Raw genomic sequence first — 18144 nt, 5'->3', positions numbered from 1 at the left:
ACGAAGAGATGAGCTTCAGGATACGCCAAACGGAGAAAGGCGTTCGCCAGATATGAGGTAATTTGGAATTGAAAATCGATCTGCAGGGAGTAGTGCCTTGAGAGGTGGAGTCGTCAACGTCGACGACGCGCGCAGCATATCGGTGCAGCAATAGTCTGCACGATGCGCAGGCGTGATGAGTGAGGCGATCGCATGGCATGACTGCATCTTTGGGCATCGCGTGGGATCCGAGCCGGATCGATGTCGTCGCCCTCGAAGCGTGCGGCCGTGCAGGCACGGTTTGCCGCGAACTCGAAATATGGACAGGGCAGAGGATCTGATGGTCGCCAATCAAGCCGGCGCGAGACAGCAATTGCCGCCGACGCCCAAACGGCCGCATCTCGTCACCTCTGACGCGGAAGCGATCGACATCGCACAGTCACTGGTGCCGCGGCTGGCCGAGGGCGCCGCGCGGCGCGATCGCGATCGGACGCTGCCGTGGGACGAGATCGAGCTGTTCACGGCCAGCGGTCTCGGCGGCATCACCGTTCCCCGAAGCTTCGGCGGCGCCGATGTCTCGCATGAGACCTTGGTGCGCGTGTTCGCCATTCTCGCGGCCGCCGATGCTTCGGTGGCGCAGATTCCGCAAAATCAGTTCGGCGTCCTGGCGCTCGTACGCGAGGCCGCGAGTCCCGCGCAGCAGGCGTGGATCTATGCCGACATCCTGGCCGGCCACCGGATCGGCAATGCCGGCCCCGAGCGTCACGGCCGCGCCATCACCCATGTCACGACGAGTCTCGCGCGCGTGGACGGGCGGCTGCTGCTGTCGGGGCGGCGCTACTATTCGACAGGCTCGATCTTCGCGCACTGGATTCCCACCCGCGCCGTCGACGAAGCTGGCCGGCCCGTGCTCGTCTGGGTCAGGCGCGATGCGCCGGGCGTTCAGGTCGTCGACGATTGGGACGGCTTCGGCCAGCGCACGACGGCGAGCGGAACGGTCATCTTCGAAGCTGCGCCCGTGGAAGAGGAGCTGTTGATCGACCTCGTTCCGCTGGCCTCGCGGCCGGGTCTCGGCGGTCCGCATTCACAGATCATCCAGGCGGCGATCGATGCCGGGATCGCGGCGGGCGCCATCGATGCCGCGCTCGATTTCGTCCGGACCAAGACCCGCGCGTGGCCCTTCACCGTCGAGGCTGCGACGGACGATCCGTACATCATCGGCGAGATCGGACGGCTGCAACTCGACCTGCACGCCGCGGAGGAGGTGCTGGCGCGCGCGGCCCGGACGCTGGACCGCATCGCGGCCGGACCGGTCACGGCGGAAAGCTCGGCGGAAGCGTCGGTCGCTGTGGCGGAAGCAAAGATCCTCACCACCGAGATTGCGCTCGAAGCCTCCGAGCGGCTGCCGGAGTTGGCGGGCTCGTCGGCGACGCGCGAGCAATACAATCTCGGACGGTTCTGGCGCGATGCGCGGGTGCATACCCTGCATGATCCCGTCCGCTGGAAGTATCATTTGCTCGGCAACTACACGCTGAACGGCGTCCTGCCGCCGCGTCATCAGTGGAACTGAGGAGCGTGCAGATGTCGATCAAGCCTGCCTTCGATCATGCGACGACACGCACTGCGCCAGCGCAGCGTCCGGTGAGCCGGATCAGTTCGGACGAAGAAGCGCTGGAGGTCGCCCGCGCGCTCGCGAGCGAGTTCGCCGCCGAGGCGGTCGCGCGCGATCTCGACCGCCGCCTGCCGTGGGACGAGATCGAGCGCTTCACCGCAAGCGGCCTGTGGGCCATCACCGTACCGAAGGCGTATGGCGGCACCGACGTCAAATCCGCAACGGTCGCGCGGGTCATCGCGCTGATCGCGGCGGCCGACGGCTCGCTCGGGCAGATTCCGCAGAACCATTTCTATTCGCTGGAGGTGCTGCGCAACGGCGGCACGGAGGCGCAGAAGCGCTTCTTCTACGACCAAGTGCTGGCCGGTGCCCGCTTCGGCAATGCGCTCGCCGAGATTGGCCGGCGCGACTACAAGCGTCAGACCCGGCTGGTTCGCGATCCCGCCGGCTGGTACGTCGACGGACAGAAGTTCTACTGCACCGGTGCGCTGTTCGCGCATTGGATTCCGACCATGGCGCAGGCCGACGAGGACGGCCGCGACGTCGCCTATCTCGTGTTCATTCCGCGCGACGCCGACGGCGTGAGCGTCATCGACAATTGGGACGGATTCGGGCAGCGCATCACCGGCTCCGGCTCGGTTGTTCTCGACCGGGTGAAGGTGGAGCCCGAATGGGTCGTGCCGTTCCAGGCCTCGCTCGACCGCCCCACCGCGATCGGTCCGTTCGCGCAGATCCTTCATGCCGGCATCGATCTCGGCATCGGGCAGGGCGCCTTCGAGGCGACGTTGCCATTCCTGCGGTCGCGGGCGCGCGCCTGGATCGACGCCAAGGTCGAGCGCGCGACCGACGATCCGCTGACGCTGCATGCGGTCGGCGACGTGCGCGTTCGTCTCGCCGCGGCCGATGCGCTGCTTGACCGGGCCGGGCGCCATGTCGACATCGCGCAGGCCTCGCCTGACGAGGCGACCGTGGCCGCCGCCTCCGTGGCGGTCGCCGAAGCGCGCGCCGCGAGCCATCGCGCCGGACTTCTGGCCGCCAACAAGCTGCTCGAGCTCGGCGGCACCTCGGCCACCAACCGCGCCGATGATCTCGACCGCTACTGGCGCAACGTCCGCACCCATACGCTGCACGATCCGGTGCGCTGGAAAAATCACTGGATCGGCCAATACCACCTCAATGGCCGGATTCCGCCCCGGCACGGAGCTCTCTGATGGCCGCAAAGAAGCAGATCCTGCTCAACGCCTTCAACATGAACTGCGTCGGCCATATCAATCACGGCCTGTGGACGCATCCGCGCGACCGCTCGCCGGACTACAAAACGCTGGCCTACTGGACCGACCAGGCAAAGCTGCTCGAGCGCGGCCTGTTCGACGGCCTCTTCATCGCCGACATCATCGGCGTCTACGACATCTATGGCGCCGGCATCGACGTGACGGCGCGGGAGGCGGTGCAACTGCCGGTCAACGATCCGATCCTGCTGGTCTCCGCCATGGCGGCGGTCACGCAGCATCTCGGCTTCGGCATCACGGTGAACGTGCACAACGAGCCGCCCTATACGCTGGCGCGGCGGTTCTCGACCCTCGATCACCTGACGCGCGGCCGCATTGGCTGGAACATCGTCACCGGCTATCTCGACAGCGCCCATCGCGGCAAGGGCGATGCGCACCTGCCCGATCACGACCGCCGCTACGACTATGCGGACGAGTATCTCGAGGTGCTCTACAAGCTCTGGGAGGCGAGCTGGGACGATCATGCCGTCCGCCGCGACCGCGCGGCGCGCGTGTTCACCGATCCCGCCGGCATTCGCCCGATCTCGCATCACGGCGAGTTCTTCGATGTCGAAGGCTATCACCTCGCCGAGCCTTCGATCCAGCGCACGCCGGTGCTCTATCAGGCCGGCACCTCGCCGCGTGGCCGGGCCTTTGCCGGCCGTCACGCCGAATGCGTCTTCATCTCCGCGCGCGACAAGACGACGGCGCGCAATGCCGTGCGCGCGATCCGCGCCGAGGCCGTGCGTGCCGGCCGGCGACCCGACGACATCAAGGTCTTCGTCGGCATTGCCGTGGTGCCCGGCCGCACCAGGGCCGAGGCCGAGGACAAGCGCGAGGAGTATCTGCGTTATGCCAGCCCGGAGGCGGGGCTGGCGCATTTCTCCGCCTCCACTGGCATCGATTTCTCACGCTACGGTCTCGACGATCCGATTCCCTATGCGCCGGGCAATGCGATCCAGTCTGCGACCGCGGCGGCTGCGCAGCGCAAGCTCACCAAGCGCGATCTCCTGAACGAGCTTGCGCTCGGCGGGCGCTACGCCGCGATCACCGGCGATGCGGCTGCCATTGCCGACGAGCTGCAATCCTGGATCGAGGACGGCGAGGTCGACGGCTTCAACCTCAGCCGCATCGTCGTGCCAGAGAGCTACGAGGATTTCATCGACATCGTCATCCCGGAGCTGCAGGACCGCGGCCTTTACAAGACCGCCTATGCCGAGGGATCGCTGCGGCGCAAGCTGTTCGGGGAAGGCGACCGGTTGCCCGATCGGCACGCCGGCGGCAGCTATCGTCCGGCCGTCCATCAGGCGCAAGCGGTCTAGCGCGAGGAAGTTTGGTATGTCGTATGAAGTCTTCTGGTTCCTGCCGACGTCGGGCGACACCCGTTATCTCGGCAAATCCGATTTCAGCCGCGCGCCCAGCAATGCCTATCTGCGCCAGGTCGCGGAGACCGTCGACCGGCTGGGCTATGACGGCATCCTGATCCCGACCGGGGCGAGCTGCGCCGATCCCTGGGTGACGGCTGCGACGCTGGTTGGCGTGACGCGCCGGATCAAGCTGCTGGTCGCGCTGCGCACCTCGATCTCCGGCCCGACCGCCGGCGCGCGGCAGGCGGCCGCGCTCGACGAGGCGCTCGGCGGCCGGCTGCTGCTGAACGTCGTGCCGGGCGGCGACGCGACCGAACTGGCGGCCGAGGGCGTGTTCCTCTCGCACGACGAGCGCTACGACGTCGCGGACGAATATCTCACCGTCTGGAAACGTCTGCTGGCCGGCGAGAAGGTGGATTTCGCAGGCCGCCACTTCAGGCTCGAGGGCGCGAAGAATTTTCACGACGCGCTGCAGAAGCCGTGGCCGCCGCTGTATTTCGGCGGCTCTTCGCCGGCCGCGCACGAGCTCGCCGCCAAGCATGTCGATGCCTATCTGACCTGGGGCGAGCCGGTCGACGCCGTCGCGGCCAAGATCGCCGACGTGCGTGAGCGCGCCAAGCGACACGGACGGACGGTGCGGTTCGGCGTGCGGCTCCATGTCATCGTGCGAGAGACGGAGGAAGAGGCATGGGCCGATGCCGACCGCCTGATCAGCCGCCTCACCGACGACGATATCGCGCGCGCCCAGGCGCAATATGCGCAGATGGATTCGGTCGGCCAGGCGCGGATGGCGGCGCTGCATCAGGGCCGGCGTGACAGGCTCGTGATCGGGCCGAATCTGTGGGCCGGCGTCGGCCTGGTGCGTGGCGGCGCGGGCACCGCGCTGGTCGGCTCGCCCGAGCAGGTGGTGCAGCGTCTCGACGAATATGCCGCGCTCGGCGTCGATACCTTCGTGCTGTCGGGCTATCCGCATCTCGAAGAGGCGATCCGTTTCGCGGAGCTCGCCTTCCCGCGGATCGCCGGCAAGGCGCCGGTGACGCTGCTGAACACCACGCAGACCGGCGGCGCCTTCGACATCCGAACCACGACCAGCGCCGACATCGCCGCGAGCTGACACGCATATTGCGAGGCCCTTCTGATGAGCATCATCGATCTGCGTTGCCGCCCGGCCTATCTTCACGATTTCTTCGGCGCCACGCCCGGCAGTCCCGAATATGAGACGGCGCGATGGTTGAACCGCCGCGTCGGCACCAGGGGCGACGATGCGCATTTCGCGCGTTCGCTGACGCCCGACGGCTTCCTCGCCGAGATCCTTGATGCCGGTCTGGCGCGGGCCGTGGTCGTCGGCCGTCACACGCCGTCACAGCATCTGCCGAACGACCGCATCCATGAGATCGTCTCCGGCCATCCGGAGCTGATCGGAATCGGCGCAGTCGATCCGGTGCTGCTCGGCGAGCGCGCCGCGATCGAGGAGATCGAGCGTGCCACTGGCAAGCTCGGACTGAAAGGCATCGACATCGAGCCAGGTTTCGGCACGCCGCCGCGGCATCCCGACGACCGTATCTACTGGCCAATCTATGAGCGGCTGCAGGAGCTCGATATCCCCTTGTTCCTGATGTCCGGCCCGACCACGCCCGATCCGCGCTTCAACGATCCCTCGGGTGTCGCCGTGGTCGCGGCCGCGTTTCCGCGTCTCAAGATCGGCGTGTTCCACGGCTACTGGCCACGCGTGCAGGAGATCATCGGCGTCGCCTTCCGGCACGCCAACGTTCATCTCATCCCGGACATGTATCTGTTTCAGCCGGGACAGGAGGCTTACGTGAAAGCCGCAAACACGTTTCTCGCCGATCAATTCCTGTTCGGCTCGTCCTACCCGTTCCGGCCGATCCGTCAGTCGATCGACGACTACGCCGCGGCGGGTTTCCGCGACGACGTGCTGGAGCGGGTGTTCTCCAAGAACGCCGAGCGTCTCCTGAAGCTTTGAAACGGGCCGGCTTGGCCGCTTGCCGGTTGAGTGAGCTACACCGGCCGCTTCGCGGGCCCAAGAAGGGGGCCAACGGCGTCTCGTCAGCCCCGCTGCATGCCCCAGCGTCGTACAGTCGCGGCCTCGATCGCGCGGAACAGGCCGAACTCGACGACGAGGCCGATCAGGATCACCATGATCAGGCCGGCGAATACCTTGTCGGTGAACAGCTCGTTGCGGTTGCGGAAGATGAACCAGCCGAGACCGCCTTGGCTCGCGCTGACGCCGAACACCAATTCGGCCGCGATCAGCGTACGCCAGGCAAACGCCCAGCCGATTTTCAGGCCCGACAGGATCGAGGGCAGGGCCGAGGGGATCAGGATGTAGCCGACATAGCGGGCGCCGGTCAGGCCGTAATTGCGTCCGACCAGGCGATGGGTCTCGGGCACCGACTGGAAGCCGGTGAAGGTCGCGAGCGCGAACGGCCACAGCACCGAATGCACCAGCACGAAGATCAGGCTGGTCTCGCCGAGACCGAACCACAGCATCGCCAGCGGCAGCAGCGCGATCGCAGGCAAGGGATTGAACATCGCCGTCAACGTGATCAGCGCCTCGCGACAGAGCGCATTCGCGGTGGCGAGCGAGACGAAGACGAGACCGAGGAAGAGTGCGAGCAGATAGCCCTTGATGAGGACGCCGAGTGACGCGGCAGTGGCGGCGGCGAGATTCTCGTGCAGCAGGCCGTCCCACAGCGCGGCGATGGTCTGGGTGAAGCTCGGCAGCAGCAGCGGGCTCGCGGTGAACGTCGCGGCCAGCTGCCAGAGCAGCGCCAGTGTCGCCAGAACGACGACGCGGCGGGCGACGACCGAGCGCCGGAGTGCGGCCCAACCGGCACGTCGCGGTGCGCGGGTGGCAGGAGCGGCGACGGGCGCTTCGGCGGTGTGATCGGTCATGCCGCAGCTCCCGAAGTACGTCCAAACAGCGTGTCACGGATCTCGTCGGCCAGTGCACGGAATTCCGGCGAGCCGAGCTCGGCGGCACCGATGCCGGACGTGTCGAAGGTGGTGATGGTGCGTCCGGGATGGGCGCTGAGCAGGTGCAGGCGGGTGCCGATCAGGATCGCCTCGTCGATCGAATGGGTGACGAACACCAGCGTGAACTTCAGCTCGTCGGCGAGCTTGAGCAGATCGTGCTGCAAGGTGCCGCGCGTGAGCGCATCGAGCGCGGCGAACGGCTCGTCCATCAGCAGCACCTCGGGCGAGGCCGCGAGCGCGCGCGCGATCGCGGCGCGCTGCTTCATGCCGCCGGACAACGTATGCGGATAGTCCTTTACGACGCGGGCGAGGCCGACCTTGGCGAGCGCCGCCTCGGCGAGCGCCCGCGCCTCGGCGCCGGACTTGCCGCGCGCGACCTTCAGCGGGAAGGCGACGTTGTCGCGCACCGTCTTCCAGGGCAGGAGCTGGTCGAACTCCTGGAACACCACGAGCCGGTCAGGTCCAGGCTTGGTCACCGCGCGACCCTCGACCAGGATGTCGCCGCTGGTCGGACGGATGAAGCCCGCGATCGCCTTCAGGATGGTCGACTTGCCGCAGCCGGACGGGCCGAGCAGCACCAGCCGTTCGCTGCGCTCGACCTTGAAGCTGACATTGTCGACGGCGCGCACCGGGCCATGCTCGGTGGCGTAGTCGATGCTCAGGCGGCGCGCCTCGATCACGGGAGCAGGGGAGGACATGGCTCAATCGCCCTGCTTGTCGTGCAGCTCCTCGAAGGTGTAGTCCTTCCAGCTCGCTGGCTTGGTCTTGATCGCACCGATCTTGGCCAGGAAGGCGGCGTATTTGTAAGTGCCCTTCGGCACGGTCGTGAAGCTGACGTCGGGGCTGTCGATGACCGACTTGACGAAGGCCGGGTCGAGCTTCGACTGCTCGACGCGGATATAGGTCTCGGCCGCTTCCGTCTTGTGGCTCTCGATCCACTGCGACGCCTCGTTCAGCGCATCGACGAAGACCTTGAAGGTCTTCGGATTCTCGTTGCGGAACTTCGAGGTCGCGTAGAGCAGGGTCGGCGTGATGCGGCCGCCCATGATGTCGTAGGAGCTCAGCACCTTGTGGATCTTGGGATCCTGCAGGGCCTGCTCCTGATAGGGCGGATTCGAAAAATGTGCCGTGATGGTGGCCGATCCCGACAGCAGCGCGGCGGTCGCATCGGGGTGCGGCAGGTTGACGGTGATGTCGTCGAGCGCGTTGAACTTGCCCTCGCCGAACTCCTTCTCGGCGGCGATCTGCAGCAGGCGCGACTGCTGGGAGACGACGACCGCCGGCACCGCGATCTTGTCGGCCTTGGTGAAGTCCTTGAGCGTCTTCACCTTCGGATTGTTGGTGATGAGGTAGTTCGGCTGCTCGCCGAGCGCGGCGATGATCTTGACGTCGGCCGATCCGCGCGTGCGGTCCCACAGCACCAGGACCGGGCCTGCGCCGGCCGCGCCGATGTCGATCGCGCCGGAGATCAGCGCGTCATTGATCGCGGCGCCGCCGCTCAGCTTGGCCCATTCGACCTTGACGTCGATGCCCGCCTTCTCCGCGTGCTTTTCGATCAGCTTCTGATCGCGCAGGACGTGCAGCGGCAGGTACACCGTTCCGAACTGCTCGACGATCCTGAGCCGGCCTTCGGCATGCACCGGCACGGTTATGGCCGCGCCGAACAGAACGGCCGCGGCCGCGAGCAATCTCATCATCATGTGCAATATCCTGGCTCGAAGCGAATGACGCCTCGATTTGCCGGGAATGGTGCATTGATGGCAATTGCGTAAACGGCCGCGATCAGAGCCGAAACTTCTCAGGCTGAGCTTCGGGAAGAAAGGTTATTCTCGTCAGCCCGCTTTTCAATCGGTCCGCGTCATTTTGCTGGCACGTCAGGACGCGGATCTGCGGTGAAGCCATTCCGGTTGGGCATCTCGACCTTCGCCAGGGACGTCGCATCCAGCGTTGTGTCCTCCGAAACGATGCCATTGAGGAACAGCAGATACGCCGTGACGGCGTAGACCTGGTCCGGCGTCAGCGACTGCGGGGCATTGAACGGCATCGCGCGGTTGACGTAGTCGAACACGGTCGGCGCGTAGGGCCAGAAGCTGCCGATGGTCTTGATCGGCTTGGCGCTGGCCAGCGTGCCGCGGCCGCCGACGAGGACATCAGCGGCGCCGCCCTGGCCCTTGTCGCCATGGCAGGCCGCGCAGACCTCGGCGAACAGCGCGCGTCCCTGCGTGACGCCGCCGCGTCCGGCGGGCAGGCCCGCGCCGTCGCCGGAGACGTCGATGTTCCAGGCGGCGATGTCGTCTGGCGTCACGGGACGGCCGAGATGAGTGCGCTCCGCGGCCATGACCGTGACCGAGGAGACGGCGATCAGCGCCACTGACGCTGCGATGGACCTAAACGAGGTGAACCTAAACAACATGGGTCACCGCTCCCTCGGCATTCAGCTGCCAGCCATAGACCGCATTGAAGTGATAGTTGGAGTTGAGCCCGCGGGCGCGGATCAGCTGCTCCTTGGTGGGCTGCAGATAGCCGGTGGAATCGGTGGCGCGGCTCTGCAGCAGCGCGGGTCCGCCATCCCATTGCCAGGGCAGGCGGAAGCGCGTCAGGCATTTCGACAGCACGGGCTGCTGCAGCTCGGCCTCGCGCCACGTTGTTCCACCATCGGTGGAGATGTCGACTTTGCTGATGGAGCCGCGTCCCGACCACGCCAGCCCGCGGATCTCGTAGAAGCCGCGCTCGCGCAATTGATGCCCGGAGGACGGCTGCGTGATCACCGACTTCGCCTCCATCGTGAAGGTGAACTGCCGCGCCGTGCCGTCGGGCATCAGGTCGGTGTATTTCGACGTCTCCTCGCGCGACTGGAACGGCTTGTCGCCGACCTTCAGCCGCCGCAGCCATTTGACGCTGAGATTGCCTTCGAGGCCGGGCAGGAACAGCCGCAGCGGATAGCCCTGCTCGGGCCGCAGCCGCTCGCCATTCTGCGCATAGGCGAGAATGGCGTCGTCGAGCGCGATCTCGATCGGCACGCTGCGCGTCATCGCCGCCGCATCGGCGCCTTCCGCCAGCACCCAGCGCCCCTCCGGCCTGACGCCCACTTCCTGCAGCACGGCGGCGAGCGGCACGCCGGTCCATTCGCTGCAACTGATCAGGCCGTGGGTGTCCTGCACGGTCCATTTCGGATTGCCGCCGCCCCACGTGGAGGTGTTGCCCGAGCATTCCATGAAATGGATGCGAGACACCGAGGGAAAGCGCAGCAGATCATCCATCGTGAAGGCGAGCGGGCGGTCGACCAGACCATGCACGACGAGGCGGTGCTGATCCGGATCGATGTCGGGCACGCCCGCATGATGGCGCTCGTAGTGCAGGCCGGCCGGCGTGATGATGCCGTGGAGATGCTGCAGCGGTGTGCCACTGGAGGCGGCCGTCGGAATCGGCGGCGGCGTGCGCGGCCGGCGCTTGATGCCCTCCTCGAACCGCGAAGGCACGCCATAGGCAGGGCTCGCGACCGGAGATCCCTGCTGCCGCGTCCACACCGGCACCTGCAGCGGACCGTCGGCCGCGCTCGCCGCCGTCGTGCCGATCCATCCGCCGGCCGCGGCGGCGATGCCGCCCAACAACGATCTCCGGTCCGGACTGAGGGCCATCGAGTATCTCCTCACAATGTGCGTGGGAACCGCCCGCGCAGCGCCGGATCGCTGCCATCCGGTCTCGTGACGGTCAACCCGCCGGCCGAAATAAGAACAAATCGCTCGCTTGCTCTCGAAAGCATCAATGACCGTTTCGTCTCCCTGCACGATGATGCAAGGACGTTTCTCTTCGCCCATGCCGGCTTGCATGCGGGCGAGCATCACGGCCGAACAAATTCGTCCTGAATCGATCGCAGAGCGTTTGCCGATATGGACAGCCGAGCGGCGGACCTCGCCGTGCGATTGCGACTGTTCCGGACCGTGTTACGCCAGGAACGGGATCAGCGCATCCACAACAGCGTCGGGCGCTTGCTCAGGAAGCAGATGGTCGCCGTCAATATCGACCTCCCGAACATCATCGGCCCACCGCCGCCACACGGTCAAAGGGGTCAGCGCCGCGTCCTGACCTTGCTCCGCGACGAGGCGTTGGTGCCGGGGCCAGAGCACCATCACCGGGCAGGCCATCTTCCGTCCTGCTCCCCTGTCAGCAGCATCATGCTGGACATCGATGTCGTAGGCTGCGCGATAATCCTTGATGATGGCCTTGCGAACCGAGGGCTTGGCGAACGCCTCGCGATAGTCGGCGATTGCGAGCGGATGCAGCGAGGCGATGCCGCGCGACAAGTGGTCCAGCGTGTCATGCAGAAAGGCATCAGGGTCTGCCGCCAGAAGACGCTCGGGCAGGTCGCCGGGCTGCGCGAACAGAAACCAGTGAAACGCCCATTTCGCGAATTCGCGGTCGACGGCAGGCCACACGTCAAGCGTTGGAACCACCGCGATCGAGCAATAGGCCGTGACCTGCTCAGGGAAGTCGAGCGCCAGGCGGTATCCGACACGTGCGCCGCGATCATGCCCGACGACAGCGAAGCGCCGATGTCCAAGGGATTGCATCAGCGAAACGAGCTCTGCCGCGACGTCGCGCTTGGCCCAGGACCCATCATTGCGGACCAGGCTTCGCCCATAGCCGGGAAGGTCCGGGGCGACGATCGAGAAGCGCCGTGCCAGCGCCGGAGCCACGGCATGCCATGTTGCATGCGTCTCGGGGTAGCCGTGCAGCAGCAGCACCGGTGGGCCGTCGCCGCCCATGACGCCCGCGAAGCGGACGCCAGCCGTGGTGTCGTCCAGTCGAGAAAATCCCTCGAACAGACCGTCGGTTGGACAGACGCTCATGGTCGTCTCCTTGCAGGCGTGAGTGATCCGCGTGGATTGCCGCTGGGTTGTCCTGAGCCTTGCCGCTGCGTGATGGCCACGCCCGCGATGCAGATGAGCGCGCCGGCGACGACGGCGGGAGTGAGTGCTTCGTGCTTGAACAGCACGCCGGCCGCGATCGCGAAAGGCGACTGCAGCAACGTGTAGGGTGCAACGCGCGCGATCGAACATCGCGACACCAGCCAGAACCACAGCCCGAAGCCGACGATACCGCCCAGAGATATGGTGTAGCAAAGTGCGAGCCAGGCGGCGGTGTTCGCCGCCGAAAGCGCGGACGCTTGCCCCGTCTCGACAAGCGCGGATACGGCCAGGACCTGCGGTACCGTGAACAACGATATCCATGCCATCTGCTTCATCGGCTCGAATGGCCCGTAGCGCTTGCTGAGCACCGTCCCCAAGGCCAGGGCGGCCGCTGATCCGACGACGTAGAGGGTCGGCACCAGCGGCACAGCGCCGGCGGGATCGCCGATTGCGATGGCGACCCCGCCCAAGGCCATGGTGACACCCAGCAGAGCCAGACGTGACGGCCGCTCACCAAGCAACGGCCACGCGAGAAGCAGTGTCAACGGCGTCCAAAGCTGGTTGGCGATGCCCGTCACGCTGGCTGGCGCTCTCGTGAGCCCAGCGAAGACAAGGCCAAAATTCAACCCGCCGATGAAGATCGAGATCAGCAGGAACAGGCCAAGCTCGCGCCGGGTCGGCCGCCCGACGAGCGGCAGCAGGATGGCAGCGACCATCGCGAAGCGAAGACCGACAAAAAACAGCGGCGGGAAGACGGCCAGCCCTTCCTTGATGATGGCGTACTGCATTCCCCACAGGAAAGGCACGAGCACGGCACAGACCGTTTCCAGTGGAGACATGACGTTAGCTCCGGAGCTCCATCACGCTCTGTTCGCCGCGGTGACGAAGGCGGCAAGTTCTCGCCCAAAACGGGCCGGCTCCTCATAGAACGGACTGTGTCCGCTCTGCGCGAACAAGGACAATCGACTGTCCGGCTTGAGCGAGCGGATGCGCTCTGACATGGCTTGGCGAACGAGGCGGTCGTGGACGCCGTGCGTCAACAGGATGGGACCGCTGTAGTTCGCGAAGGCCGGCTCCAGATCGGTCGTGGAGGTCTTGAGGAAGCCTTCATATGTCGCGGACGGCGTCATGCCGTTGACGACAAGCATCTCCTGCAACGCCACGCCGGTCGGTGGCTGGTGGAAGCAGGCGCCGAGGAAATCCGCCGTTGCGGCGACCCGCTCCGCCAGATCGTGCGAGGTCGTGCTCCGGGAGAACTCACCCGCGAGCGGCGTGAGCAGGTCGGGCGACAATTTGGTGACGGCATCGACCAGGTTGATGCCGGCGATCCCGGCGCCGCCGTGCTTGCGGAGATACGCACCAGCCACGTAGCCGCCGAGCGACCAGCCGACGAGGACGGGGCGGCGCAGTTTGGCTACAGCGATCACGGCCGCGACATCGTCAGCCCATCGATCGGCGTCGGAGTAGGCGTCGAGAGCACTCGGCTTGTCGGAGTCGCCATGCCCGCGCAGATCGAACCGAACCATACGGAAGCCGGCCAGCGCGGGATCGAGGAACTGCTTGTCCCAGCTCAGCCGGCTCTGGCGCAGACCATGGATGAACAGGATCTCGGGCGCGGCGGGGTCGCCCTTCGCCTCGACAGCAAGCACCGTACCGTCCCCCGAGCGGACGGAGAACAATTCACGGTTGATGCTGGGGAGTACCTCTTGGCTGGCCGATCCCTGTTTTTGAGCCAGGGCGTTGTGCGGTCGCACGGCGATCGCCCCCAGAGCAGCGGCAGCGGACAAGAAGTGGCGGCGGGTCTGGCCCATGAGAACGCTCCATGTTGTTTAGCGAACGCTATTCAACCCAGTTGACGGCGAGTGTCAAGCTGTAGTTTAGTGATCGCTATGCAACAGAATGGGAAGTCGCGCGGCGGACGGCCTTGGAGCTTCGACCGCGACGGCGCGATCGAAACGGCAATGCTGCTGTTCTGGCAGCATGGCTATGAAGGCGTCTCGGTGGGCGATCTCACCAAGGCAATCGGGGTTGCGCCGCCAAGTCTCTATGCTGCGTTCGGCAGCAAGGCTGACCTCTACCAGCTGGCGATGGCTCGGTATGAGGAGACGATGGGCTGCCTCGATGAGACAGCCATCGCATCGGCAGAGTCGCTGCCCGCAGCGGTGCGGCGGTTGCTTGAAGCTGCGGTAGGGAATGTCACGCAGCGCCCGCGGGAACGCGGATGCATGATCTCGAGCGGCCTCGTGGCCTGTCATCCTGATCACGCCGCCTTGGCCCAGGATGCCGCCGCCCGGCGCGAGGCGCTGCGCGTGAGGATCGCGCAGGCCCTGTCATGCTTTGCGGAGCACGATCAGATCCAGCGATTGGCCCGACATCTGGCTGCCGTCATGCAAGGAATTTCAATTCAGGCCCGTGACGGCGTTGCGCTGTCGGAGCTCGGTGTCATCGTCGATGAGGTCGTTGCGGGCGTCGCAGCGCGCTTCCCCCAGACGTGAGCGAAGCTGCGCCAAGCGAACCGGCGTTCGCTTGGATGCGGAGTGATTGACGATCTTGTTGCGATCTTACGGGCGCTGTCGACCGTCCACCATGGCTTTGCCGCGCTTAACATGCGCCGTTTCCAGCGTCCCCGGCCGCTCGGCGCTGTCCTGAATTGGTCGCCGCCGCCATCTTGCCCGAAAGCAATTTATTGCGGGCTCCCTGCGCGGCGCTCGGTTACGCCGTCAAGCTCGAAGGAGCAGGGACAACCGAGCGTGGAACCCGAACGGATCGAAATCGTCGACAACGCCCGCATGCTGGCTGTGGATTGGGCCGATGCACAACTGCGCCTGGATGTGGCGACGCTGCGGCAGGCGAGCCGCGCGGCGTCCGAGCTGCGCCGGCAGATCGACGGCGTCGCGCTCGTCCTCCCCGACGATCTGCATCTGACTGGGCTGCAGCCGATCGGCAACTACGCCGTCCGGCTGTTCTTCTCGGACGGGCACGACCGCGGCATCTATCCCTGGACTTATCTGCGCGAGCTCGCGGAACAATCGTCGGCCGATCGGTCCGACCAGAGGCATTCATGGACGACATCACCGACGGCCTGACAGAAGTCTCCTGCGACATCCTGGTGATCGGCGGCGGCACCGCCGGGCCGATGGCCGCCTACAAGGCCAAGCGGCGCAACCCGCAGGCGCGCGTCGTGCTGCTCGAGAAGGCCAACGTCAAGCGCTCCGGCGCGATCGCGATGGGCATGGACGGGCTCAACAACGCGGTGGTGCCCGGCTACGCGACGCCCGAGCAGTACACCAAGGAGATCACGATCGCCAATGACGGCATCTGCGATCAGGCGCCCGTGTTCAAATATGCCTCGCGCTGCTTCGATATCATCCAGGAGCTCGACAGTTTCGGCATCCGCTTCCAGAAGACGGAGAATGGCGACTACGACGTCAAGAAGGTGCATCACCTCGGCACCTATGTGCTGCCGATGCCGAACGGCGATACGGTCAAGCGCGCGCTCTACCGCCAGCTCCGCCGCGAGCAGATCCTGATTTCCAACCGCTACATGGCGACGCGCCTGCTGACGGGGCGGGACGGCCAGATCGCCGGCGTGATCGCCGTGAACACGCGCAGCGCGGAGTTCCTTGTACTGCGCGCGAAGGCCGTCATCCTCTGCGCCGGCGCCGCCGGCCGGCTCGGCCTGCCGCAATCCGGCTATCTCTGGGGCACCTATGAGAACGCGACCAATTCCGGCGACGGCTATGCCATGGCCTATCACGCGGGCGCTGGGCTCGCGAACCTCGAATGCTACCAGATCAATCCACTGATCAAGGACTATAACGGCCCGGCCTGCGCCTATGTCGCGGGACCATTCGGCGCCTACACCACCAACAGCGAGGGCCGGCGCTTCATCGAATGCGACTACTGGTCCGGGCAGATGATGCAGGAGTTTTATAACGAGCTGCAGTCGGGCAAGGGACCGGTGTTCCTGAAGCTGAACCATCTGCACAGCGACACGATCGGCCAGATCGAGGCGATCCTCCACAATGTCGAGCGGCCGTCGCGTGGCCGCTTCCACGACAATCGCGGCACCGACTATCGCCAGCGCATGGTCGAGATGCACATCTCCGAGATCGGCTTCTGCTCCGGCCACAGCGCGTCGGGCGTGTTCGTCGACGAGTTCGCGCGGACCACCGTCTCCGGCCTCTATGCCGCCGGCGACATGGCGAGCGTGCCGCACAACTACATGCTGGGCGCGTTCACCAATGGCGCGGTGGCCGGCGAGCATGCCGCCGAGTTCGCCGCCGAGCTCGATTTGCCGGACTACGATCCCGCGCAGGTCGAAGCCGAGCGGGCCCGCGTGCTGGCGCCGACCCGGCGGGACGACGGCATTCCTCCGAACCAGATCGAGTACAAGGCGCGCCGGCTGGTCAACGACTATCTGCAGCCGCCGAAGGTCACGGCCAAGATGAAGCTGGGGCAGGAGCGGCTCGCCGAGGTGCGCGAGGATCTCGACAGCGCGATGGTGGTTCGCGATGCGCACGAATTGATGCGCTCGCTCGAGGTCGCCTCGATCCTCGACTGCGCCGACATGGCGGCGGCCGCCTCGCTGTTCCGGACCGAGAGCCGCTGGGGGCTCTATCACTATCGGGTCGACCATCCCGAGAAGAACGATGCCGACTGGTTCTGCCACAGCATCCTGCGCAAGCAGGACGGGCGGATGCAGCTCGAGAAGCGGCCGGTGGCGCCGTACATCGTGCCGATCGAGGACGAGGAGCGCTCGGCCTATGATCGCCAGCGCATCCGCGAAAGTGCCTAACGAGGAGGCTCGCTTGCCCATCGCCCACACGCCCACCACGCTGCCCGTCGTCGTCGACGAGGCCAAATGTATCGCCGACAAGGGCTGCACTGTGTGCGTCGACGTCTGCCCGCTCGACGTGCTCCGGATCAGCGAGCTCTCCGGCAAGGCCTGTATGAAGTACGACGAATGCTGGTACTGCATGCCCTGCGAGACGGATTGCCCGACCGGCGCCGTGACCGTGAACATTCCCTATCTGTTGCGGTGAGCGGCGATGTCCGACCCCTTCGAAGCCTTCGGCGATGTCGATGATCTTGCCGGCGATTTGACAAGCCCCGATCCCGCGGTGCGAAGGCTTGCGCTGATCGCGCTCGCCGAAACGTCGAGTTGGCAGGCGGTACCGCATCTGGTCGCGGCCATCACTGACACGGCGGCCGAGGTCCGCGAGCAGGCAGCGCGGGCGCTCGGCGAATTCGATGGCCCCGACGTCGGGCAGGCGCTGGCACGCGCCGTGACCGATCCGGTCGCCGCTGTCGCCCTTGCCGCGGCCGAGAGCCTGGCCGAACTGCGCGATCCTGCGGCAGGGCAGGCCTTGCTGGCGCTCGTCGGCCACGACTCCGCCTTCGTGCGAACCGCCATCTTCCGTGGCTTGAAGGCGCTGCAGATCGAGGCCGCCTTGCCGCCGGCGATCGCGGCCCTCGGCGACGCCGATCCGGCCGCGCGCGTGCAGGCCGTCGGTGTGATCGGCTATCTCAAGCGCCGCGACAAGCTACCCGCATTGATCGGCGCTGTCAGCGACGGGCACGCGGACGTACGACTGGCCGCCGTGAAGGCGCTCTCTTTTGCCGACGGTAGCGACGAGGCTGCGGCTGCGGTGTCGGCTGCGCTGAACGATTCCGTCTGGGAGGTGAGGGTGGCCGCGGCGGAAACGATCGGTCGCCTTGGGGCGAAAGCGAGCGCGCCGGCGCTGGTCGCGGCGCTGGCCGATCCGCTGTGGCAGATCCGCCAGAAGGCGCTGCAGAGTCTCGGCCGGCTCGGCGCGCGCGATGCCGTCGCCGCGATCATTCCGGTGCTCGGCGACGACAATCCCTCGTTGCGCAAGGATGCTGCGGCCGCGCTCGGCGAGATCGCCGATCCCTCGGCGCGCACGGCGCTGGCCGCGCGGGCGCTCGATCCCGATCCCGATGTGCGCAAGACGGTGGCCTGGGCGCTGGGGCGCCTCTGAGCCTTTGGA

Annotated in this window: 18 protein-coding genes; 10 read left to right on the top strand and 8 right to left on the bottom strand. The window is 66.3% G+C overall.

Annotation, left to right across the window (positions count from 1 at the left end; all coding sequences use genetic code 11):
- Positions 1–319 precede the first annotated feature (319 nt).
- From ACQR1L_RS05075 to ACQR1L_RS05055, 5 genes are read left to right on the top strand one after another with little or no spacing between them, the layout of a single operon-like run.
- A complete protein-coding gene (locus tag ACQR1L_RS05075; protein WP_434856835.1) occupies positions 320–1549 on the top strand; it encodes an SfnB family sulfur acquisition oxidoreductase in 1230 nt (409 codons plus the stop codon).
- A gap of 11 nt (positions 1550–1560) precedes the next feature.
- The gene (locus tag ACQR1L_RS05070) at positions 1561–2802 is read left to right on the top strand and encodes an SfnB family sulfur acquisition oxidoreductase (RefSeq protein ID WP_434856834.1); all 1242 of its coding nucleotides are present in this window, start codon (positions 1561–1563) and stop codon (positions 2800–2802) included.
- Positions 2802–4181, top strand: coding sequence for an LLM class flavin-dependent oxidoreductase (locus ACQR1L_RS05065; protein ID WP_434856833.1), 1380 nt, complete (start codon positions 2802–2804; stop codon positions 4179–4181). Before ACQR1L_RS05070 ends, ACQR1L_RS05065 begins: the two co-directional genes overlap by 1 nt.
- Before the next feature lie 16 nt (positions 4182–4197).
- Complete coding sequence (gene ssuD, locus ACQR1L_RS05060; protein ID WP_434856832.1) at positions 4198–5340, top strand: FMNH2-dependent alkanesulfonate monooxygenase; 1143 nt, start codon at positions 4198–4200, stop codon at positions 5338–5340.
- 24 nt (positions 5341–5364) lie between these two features.
- Complete coding sequence (locus ACQR1L_RS05055; protein ID WP_434856831.1) at positions 5365–6210, top strand: amidohydrolase family protein; 846 nt, start codon at positions 5365–5367, stop codon at positions 6208–6210.
- Positions 6211–6293: 83 nt separating this feature from the next.
- On the opposite strand, the gene ACQR1L_RS05050 is transcribed toward ACQR1L_RS05055, so the two are convergent.
- From ACQR1L_RS05050 to ACQR1L_RS05015, 8 genes are all read right to left on the bottom strand, one after another.
- Complete coding sequence (locus ACQR1L_RS05050) at positions 6294–7142, bottom strand: ABC transporter permease (RefSeq protein WP_434856830.1); 849 nt, start codon at positions 7140–7142, stop codon at positions 6294–6296.
- Positions 7139–7921, bottom strand: coding sequence for an ABC transporter ATP-binding protein (locus ACQR1L_RS05045; protein ID WP_434856829.1), 783 nt, complete (start codon positions 7919–7921; stop codon positions 7139–7141). The genes ACQR1L_RS05050 and ACQR1L_RS05045 overlap by 4 nt, the downstream gene beginning before the upstream one ends.
- A gap of 3 nt (positions 7922–7924) precedes the next feature.
- Positions 7925–8923, bottom strand: a complete 999-nt coding sequence (locus tag ACQR1L_RS05040; protein ID WP_434856828.1) for an ABC transporter substrate-binding protein — start codon at positions 8921–8923, stop codon at positions 7925–7927.
- 158 nt (positions 8924–9081) lie between these two features.
- Complete coding sequence (locus ACQR1L_RS05035; RefSeq protein WP_434857243.1) at positions 9082–9561, bottom strand: c-type cytochrome; 480 nt, start codon at positions 9559–9561, stop codon at positions 9082–9084.
- 64 nt (positions 9562–9625) lie between these two features.
- A complete protein-coding gene (gene soxC / locus ACQR1L_RS05030; protein WP_434856827.1) occupies positions 9626–10861 on the bottom strand; it encodes a sulfite dehydrogenase in 1236 nt (411 codons plus the stop codon).
- A gap of 306 nt (positions 10862–11167) precedes the next feature.
- On the bottom strand, positions 11168–12073 hold the full coding sequence (locus ACQR1L_RS05025; RefSeq protein ID WP_434856826.1) for an alpha/beta fold hydrolase: 906 nt from the start codon (positions 12071–12073) through the stop codon (positions 11168–11170).
- Positions 12070–12972, bottom strand: a complete 903-nt coding sequence (locus ACQR1L_RS05020) for a DMT family transporter (RefSeq protein WP_434856825.1) — start codon at positions 12970–12972, stop codon at positions 12070–12072. Before ACQR1L_RS05020 ends, ACQR1L_RS05025 begins: the two co-directional genes overlap by 4 nt.
- 21 nt (positions 12973–12993) lie before the next feature.
- Entirely contained in the window at positions 12994–13944 is a 951-nt protein-coding gene (locus tag ACQR1L_RS05015; protein WP_434856824.1) for an alpha/beta fold hydrolase, read from the bottom strand.
- 78 nt (positions 13945–14022) lie between these two features.
- On the opposite strand from ACQR1L_RS05015, the gene ACQR1L_RS05010 reads away from it, so the two are divergent.
- The 5 genes from ACQR1L_RS05010 to ACQR1L_RS04990 are packed head-to-tail and all read left to right on the top strand — an operon-like array spanning position 14023 to position 18135.
- Entirely contained in the window at positions 14023–14628 is a 606-nt protein-coding gene (locus ACQR1L_RS05010; RefSeq protein WP_434857242.1) for a TetR/AcrR family transcriptional regulator, read from the top strand.
- A 42-nt stretch (positions 14629–14670) separates the two neighbouring features.
- Positions 14671–15219 (top strand): gamma-butyrobetaine hydroxylase-like domain-containing protein, encoded by a 549-nt coding sequence (locus tag ACQR1L_RS05005; protein ID WP_434856823.1) that lies wholly within the window; start codon positions 14671–14673, stop codon positions 15217–15219.
- Entirely contained in the window at positions 15195–16931 is a 1737-nt protein-coding gene (locus tag ACQR1L_RS05000; RefSeq protein WP_434856822.1) for a fumarate reductase/succinate dehydrogenase flavoprotein subunit, read from the top strand. The genes ACQR1L_RS05005 and ACQR1L_RS05000 overlap by 25 nt, the downstream gene beginning before the upstream one ends.
- A 13-nt stretch (positions 16932–16944) precedes the next feature.
- Positions 16945–17178 (top strand): 4Fe-4S dicluster domain-containing protein, encoded by a 234-nt coding sequence (locus ACQR1L_RS04995; RefSeq protein ID WP_434856821.1) that lies wholly within the window; start codon positions 16945–16947, stop codon positions 17176–17178.
- A 6-nt stretch (positions 17179–17184) separates the two neighbouring features.
- A complete protein-coding gene (locus ACQR1L_RS04990; RefSeq protein ID WP_434856820.1) occupies positions 17185–18135 on the top strand; it encodes a HEAT repeat domain-containing protein in 951 nt (316 codons plus the stop codon).
- Positions 18136–18144 lie beyond the last annotated feature (9 nt).

The sequence above is a fragment of the Bradyrhizobium sp. HKCCYLR20261 genome (assembly GCF_051168435.1).
Taxonomy (GTDB): Bacteria; Pseudomonadota; Alphaproteobacteria; order Rhizobiales; family Xanthobacteraceae; genus Bradyrhizobium.
The sequence above is the reverse complement of the archived record's forward strand: the minus strand, read 5'-3'. Positions and strand labels throughout refer to the sequence as shown.

Excerpts from the sequence above, each read along its gene's own strand:
- ACQR1L_RS05025 (WP_434856826.1), bottom strand. The coding sequence starts at position 12,073 with ATGAGCGTCTGTCCAACCGACGGTCTGTTCGAGGGATTTTCTCGACTG.
- ACQR1L_RS05035 (WP_434857243.1), bottom strand. The coding sequence starts at position 9,561 with ATGGCCGCGGAGCGCACTCATCTCGGCCGTCCCGTGACGCCAGACGAC.
- ssuD (WP_434856832.1), top strand. The coding sequence starts at position 4,198 with ATGTCGTATGAAGTCTTCTGGTTCCTGCCGACGTCGGGCGACACCCGT.
- ACQR1L_RS05015 (WP_434856824.1), bottom strand. The coding sequence starts at position 13,944 with ATGGGCCAGACCCGCCGCCACTTCTTGTCCGCTGCCGCTGCTCTGGGG.
- ACQR1L_RS05055 (WP_434856831.1), top strand. The coding sequence starts at position 5,365 with ATGAGCATCATCGATCTGCGTTGCCGCCCGGCCTATCTTCACGATTTC.
- ACQR1L_RS05070 (WP_434856834.1), top strand. The coding sequence starts at position 1,561 with ATGTCGATCAAGCCTGCCTTCGATCATGCGACGACACGCACTGCGCCA.
- ACQR1L_RS05000 (WP_434856822.1), top strand. The coding sequence starts at position 15,195 with ATGGACGACATCACCGACGGCCTGACAGAAGTCTCCTGCGACATCCTG.
- ACQR1L_RS05075 (WP_434856835.1), top strand. The coding sequence starts at position 320 with ATGGTCGCCAATCAAGCCGGCGCGAGACAGCAATTGCCGCCGACGCCC.
- ACQR1L_RS05040 (WP_434856828.1), bottom strand. The coding sequence starts at position 8,923 with ATGATGATGAGATTGCTCGCGGCCGCGGCCGTTCTGTTCGGCGCGGCC.
- soxC (WP_434856827.1), bottom strand. The coding sequence starts at position 10,861 with ATGGCCCTCAGTCCGGACCGGAGATCGTTGTTGGGCGGCATCGCCGCC.
- ACQR1L_RS05065 (WP_434856833.1), top strand. The coding sequence starts at position 2,802 with ATGGCCGCAAAGAAGCAGATCCTGCTCAACGCCTTCAACATGAACTGC.
- ACQR1L_RS04990 (WP_434856820.1), top strand. The coding sequence starts at position 17,185 with ATGTCCGACCCCTTCGAAGCCTTCGGCGATGTCGATGATCTTGCCGGC.
- ACQR1L_RS05045 (WP_434856829.1), bottom strand. The coding sequence starts at position 7,921 with ATGTCCTCCCCTGCTCCCGTGATCGAGGCGCGCCGCCTGAGCATCGAC.
- ACQR1L_RS05010 (WP_434857242.1), top strand. The coding sequence starts at position 14,023 with ATGCAACAGAATGGGAAGTCGCGCGGCGGACGGCCTTGGAGCTTCGAC.
- ACQR1L_RS05050 (WP_434856830.1), bottom strand. The coding sequence starts at position 7,142 with ATGACCGATCACACCGCCGAAGCGCCCGTCGCCGCTCCTGCCACCCGC.
- ACQR1L_RS05020 (WP_434856825.1), bottom strand. The coding sequence starts at position 12,972 with ATGTCTCCACTGGAAACGGTCTGTGCCGTGCTCGTGCCTTTCCTGTGG.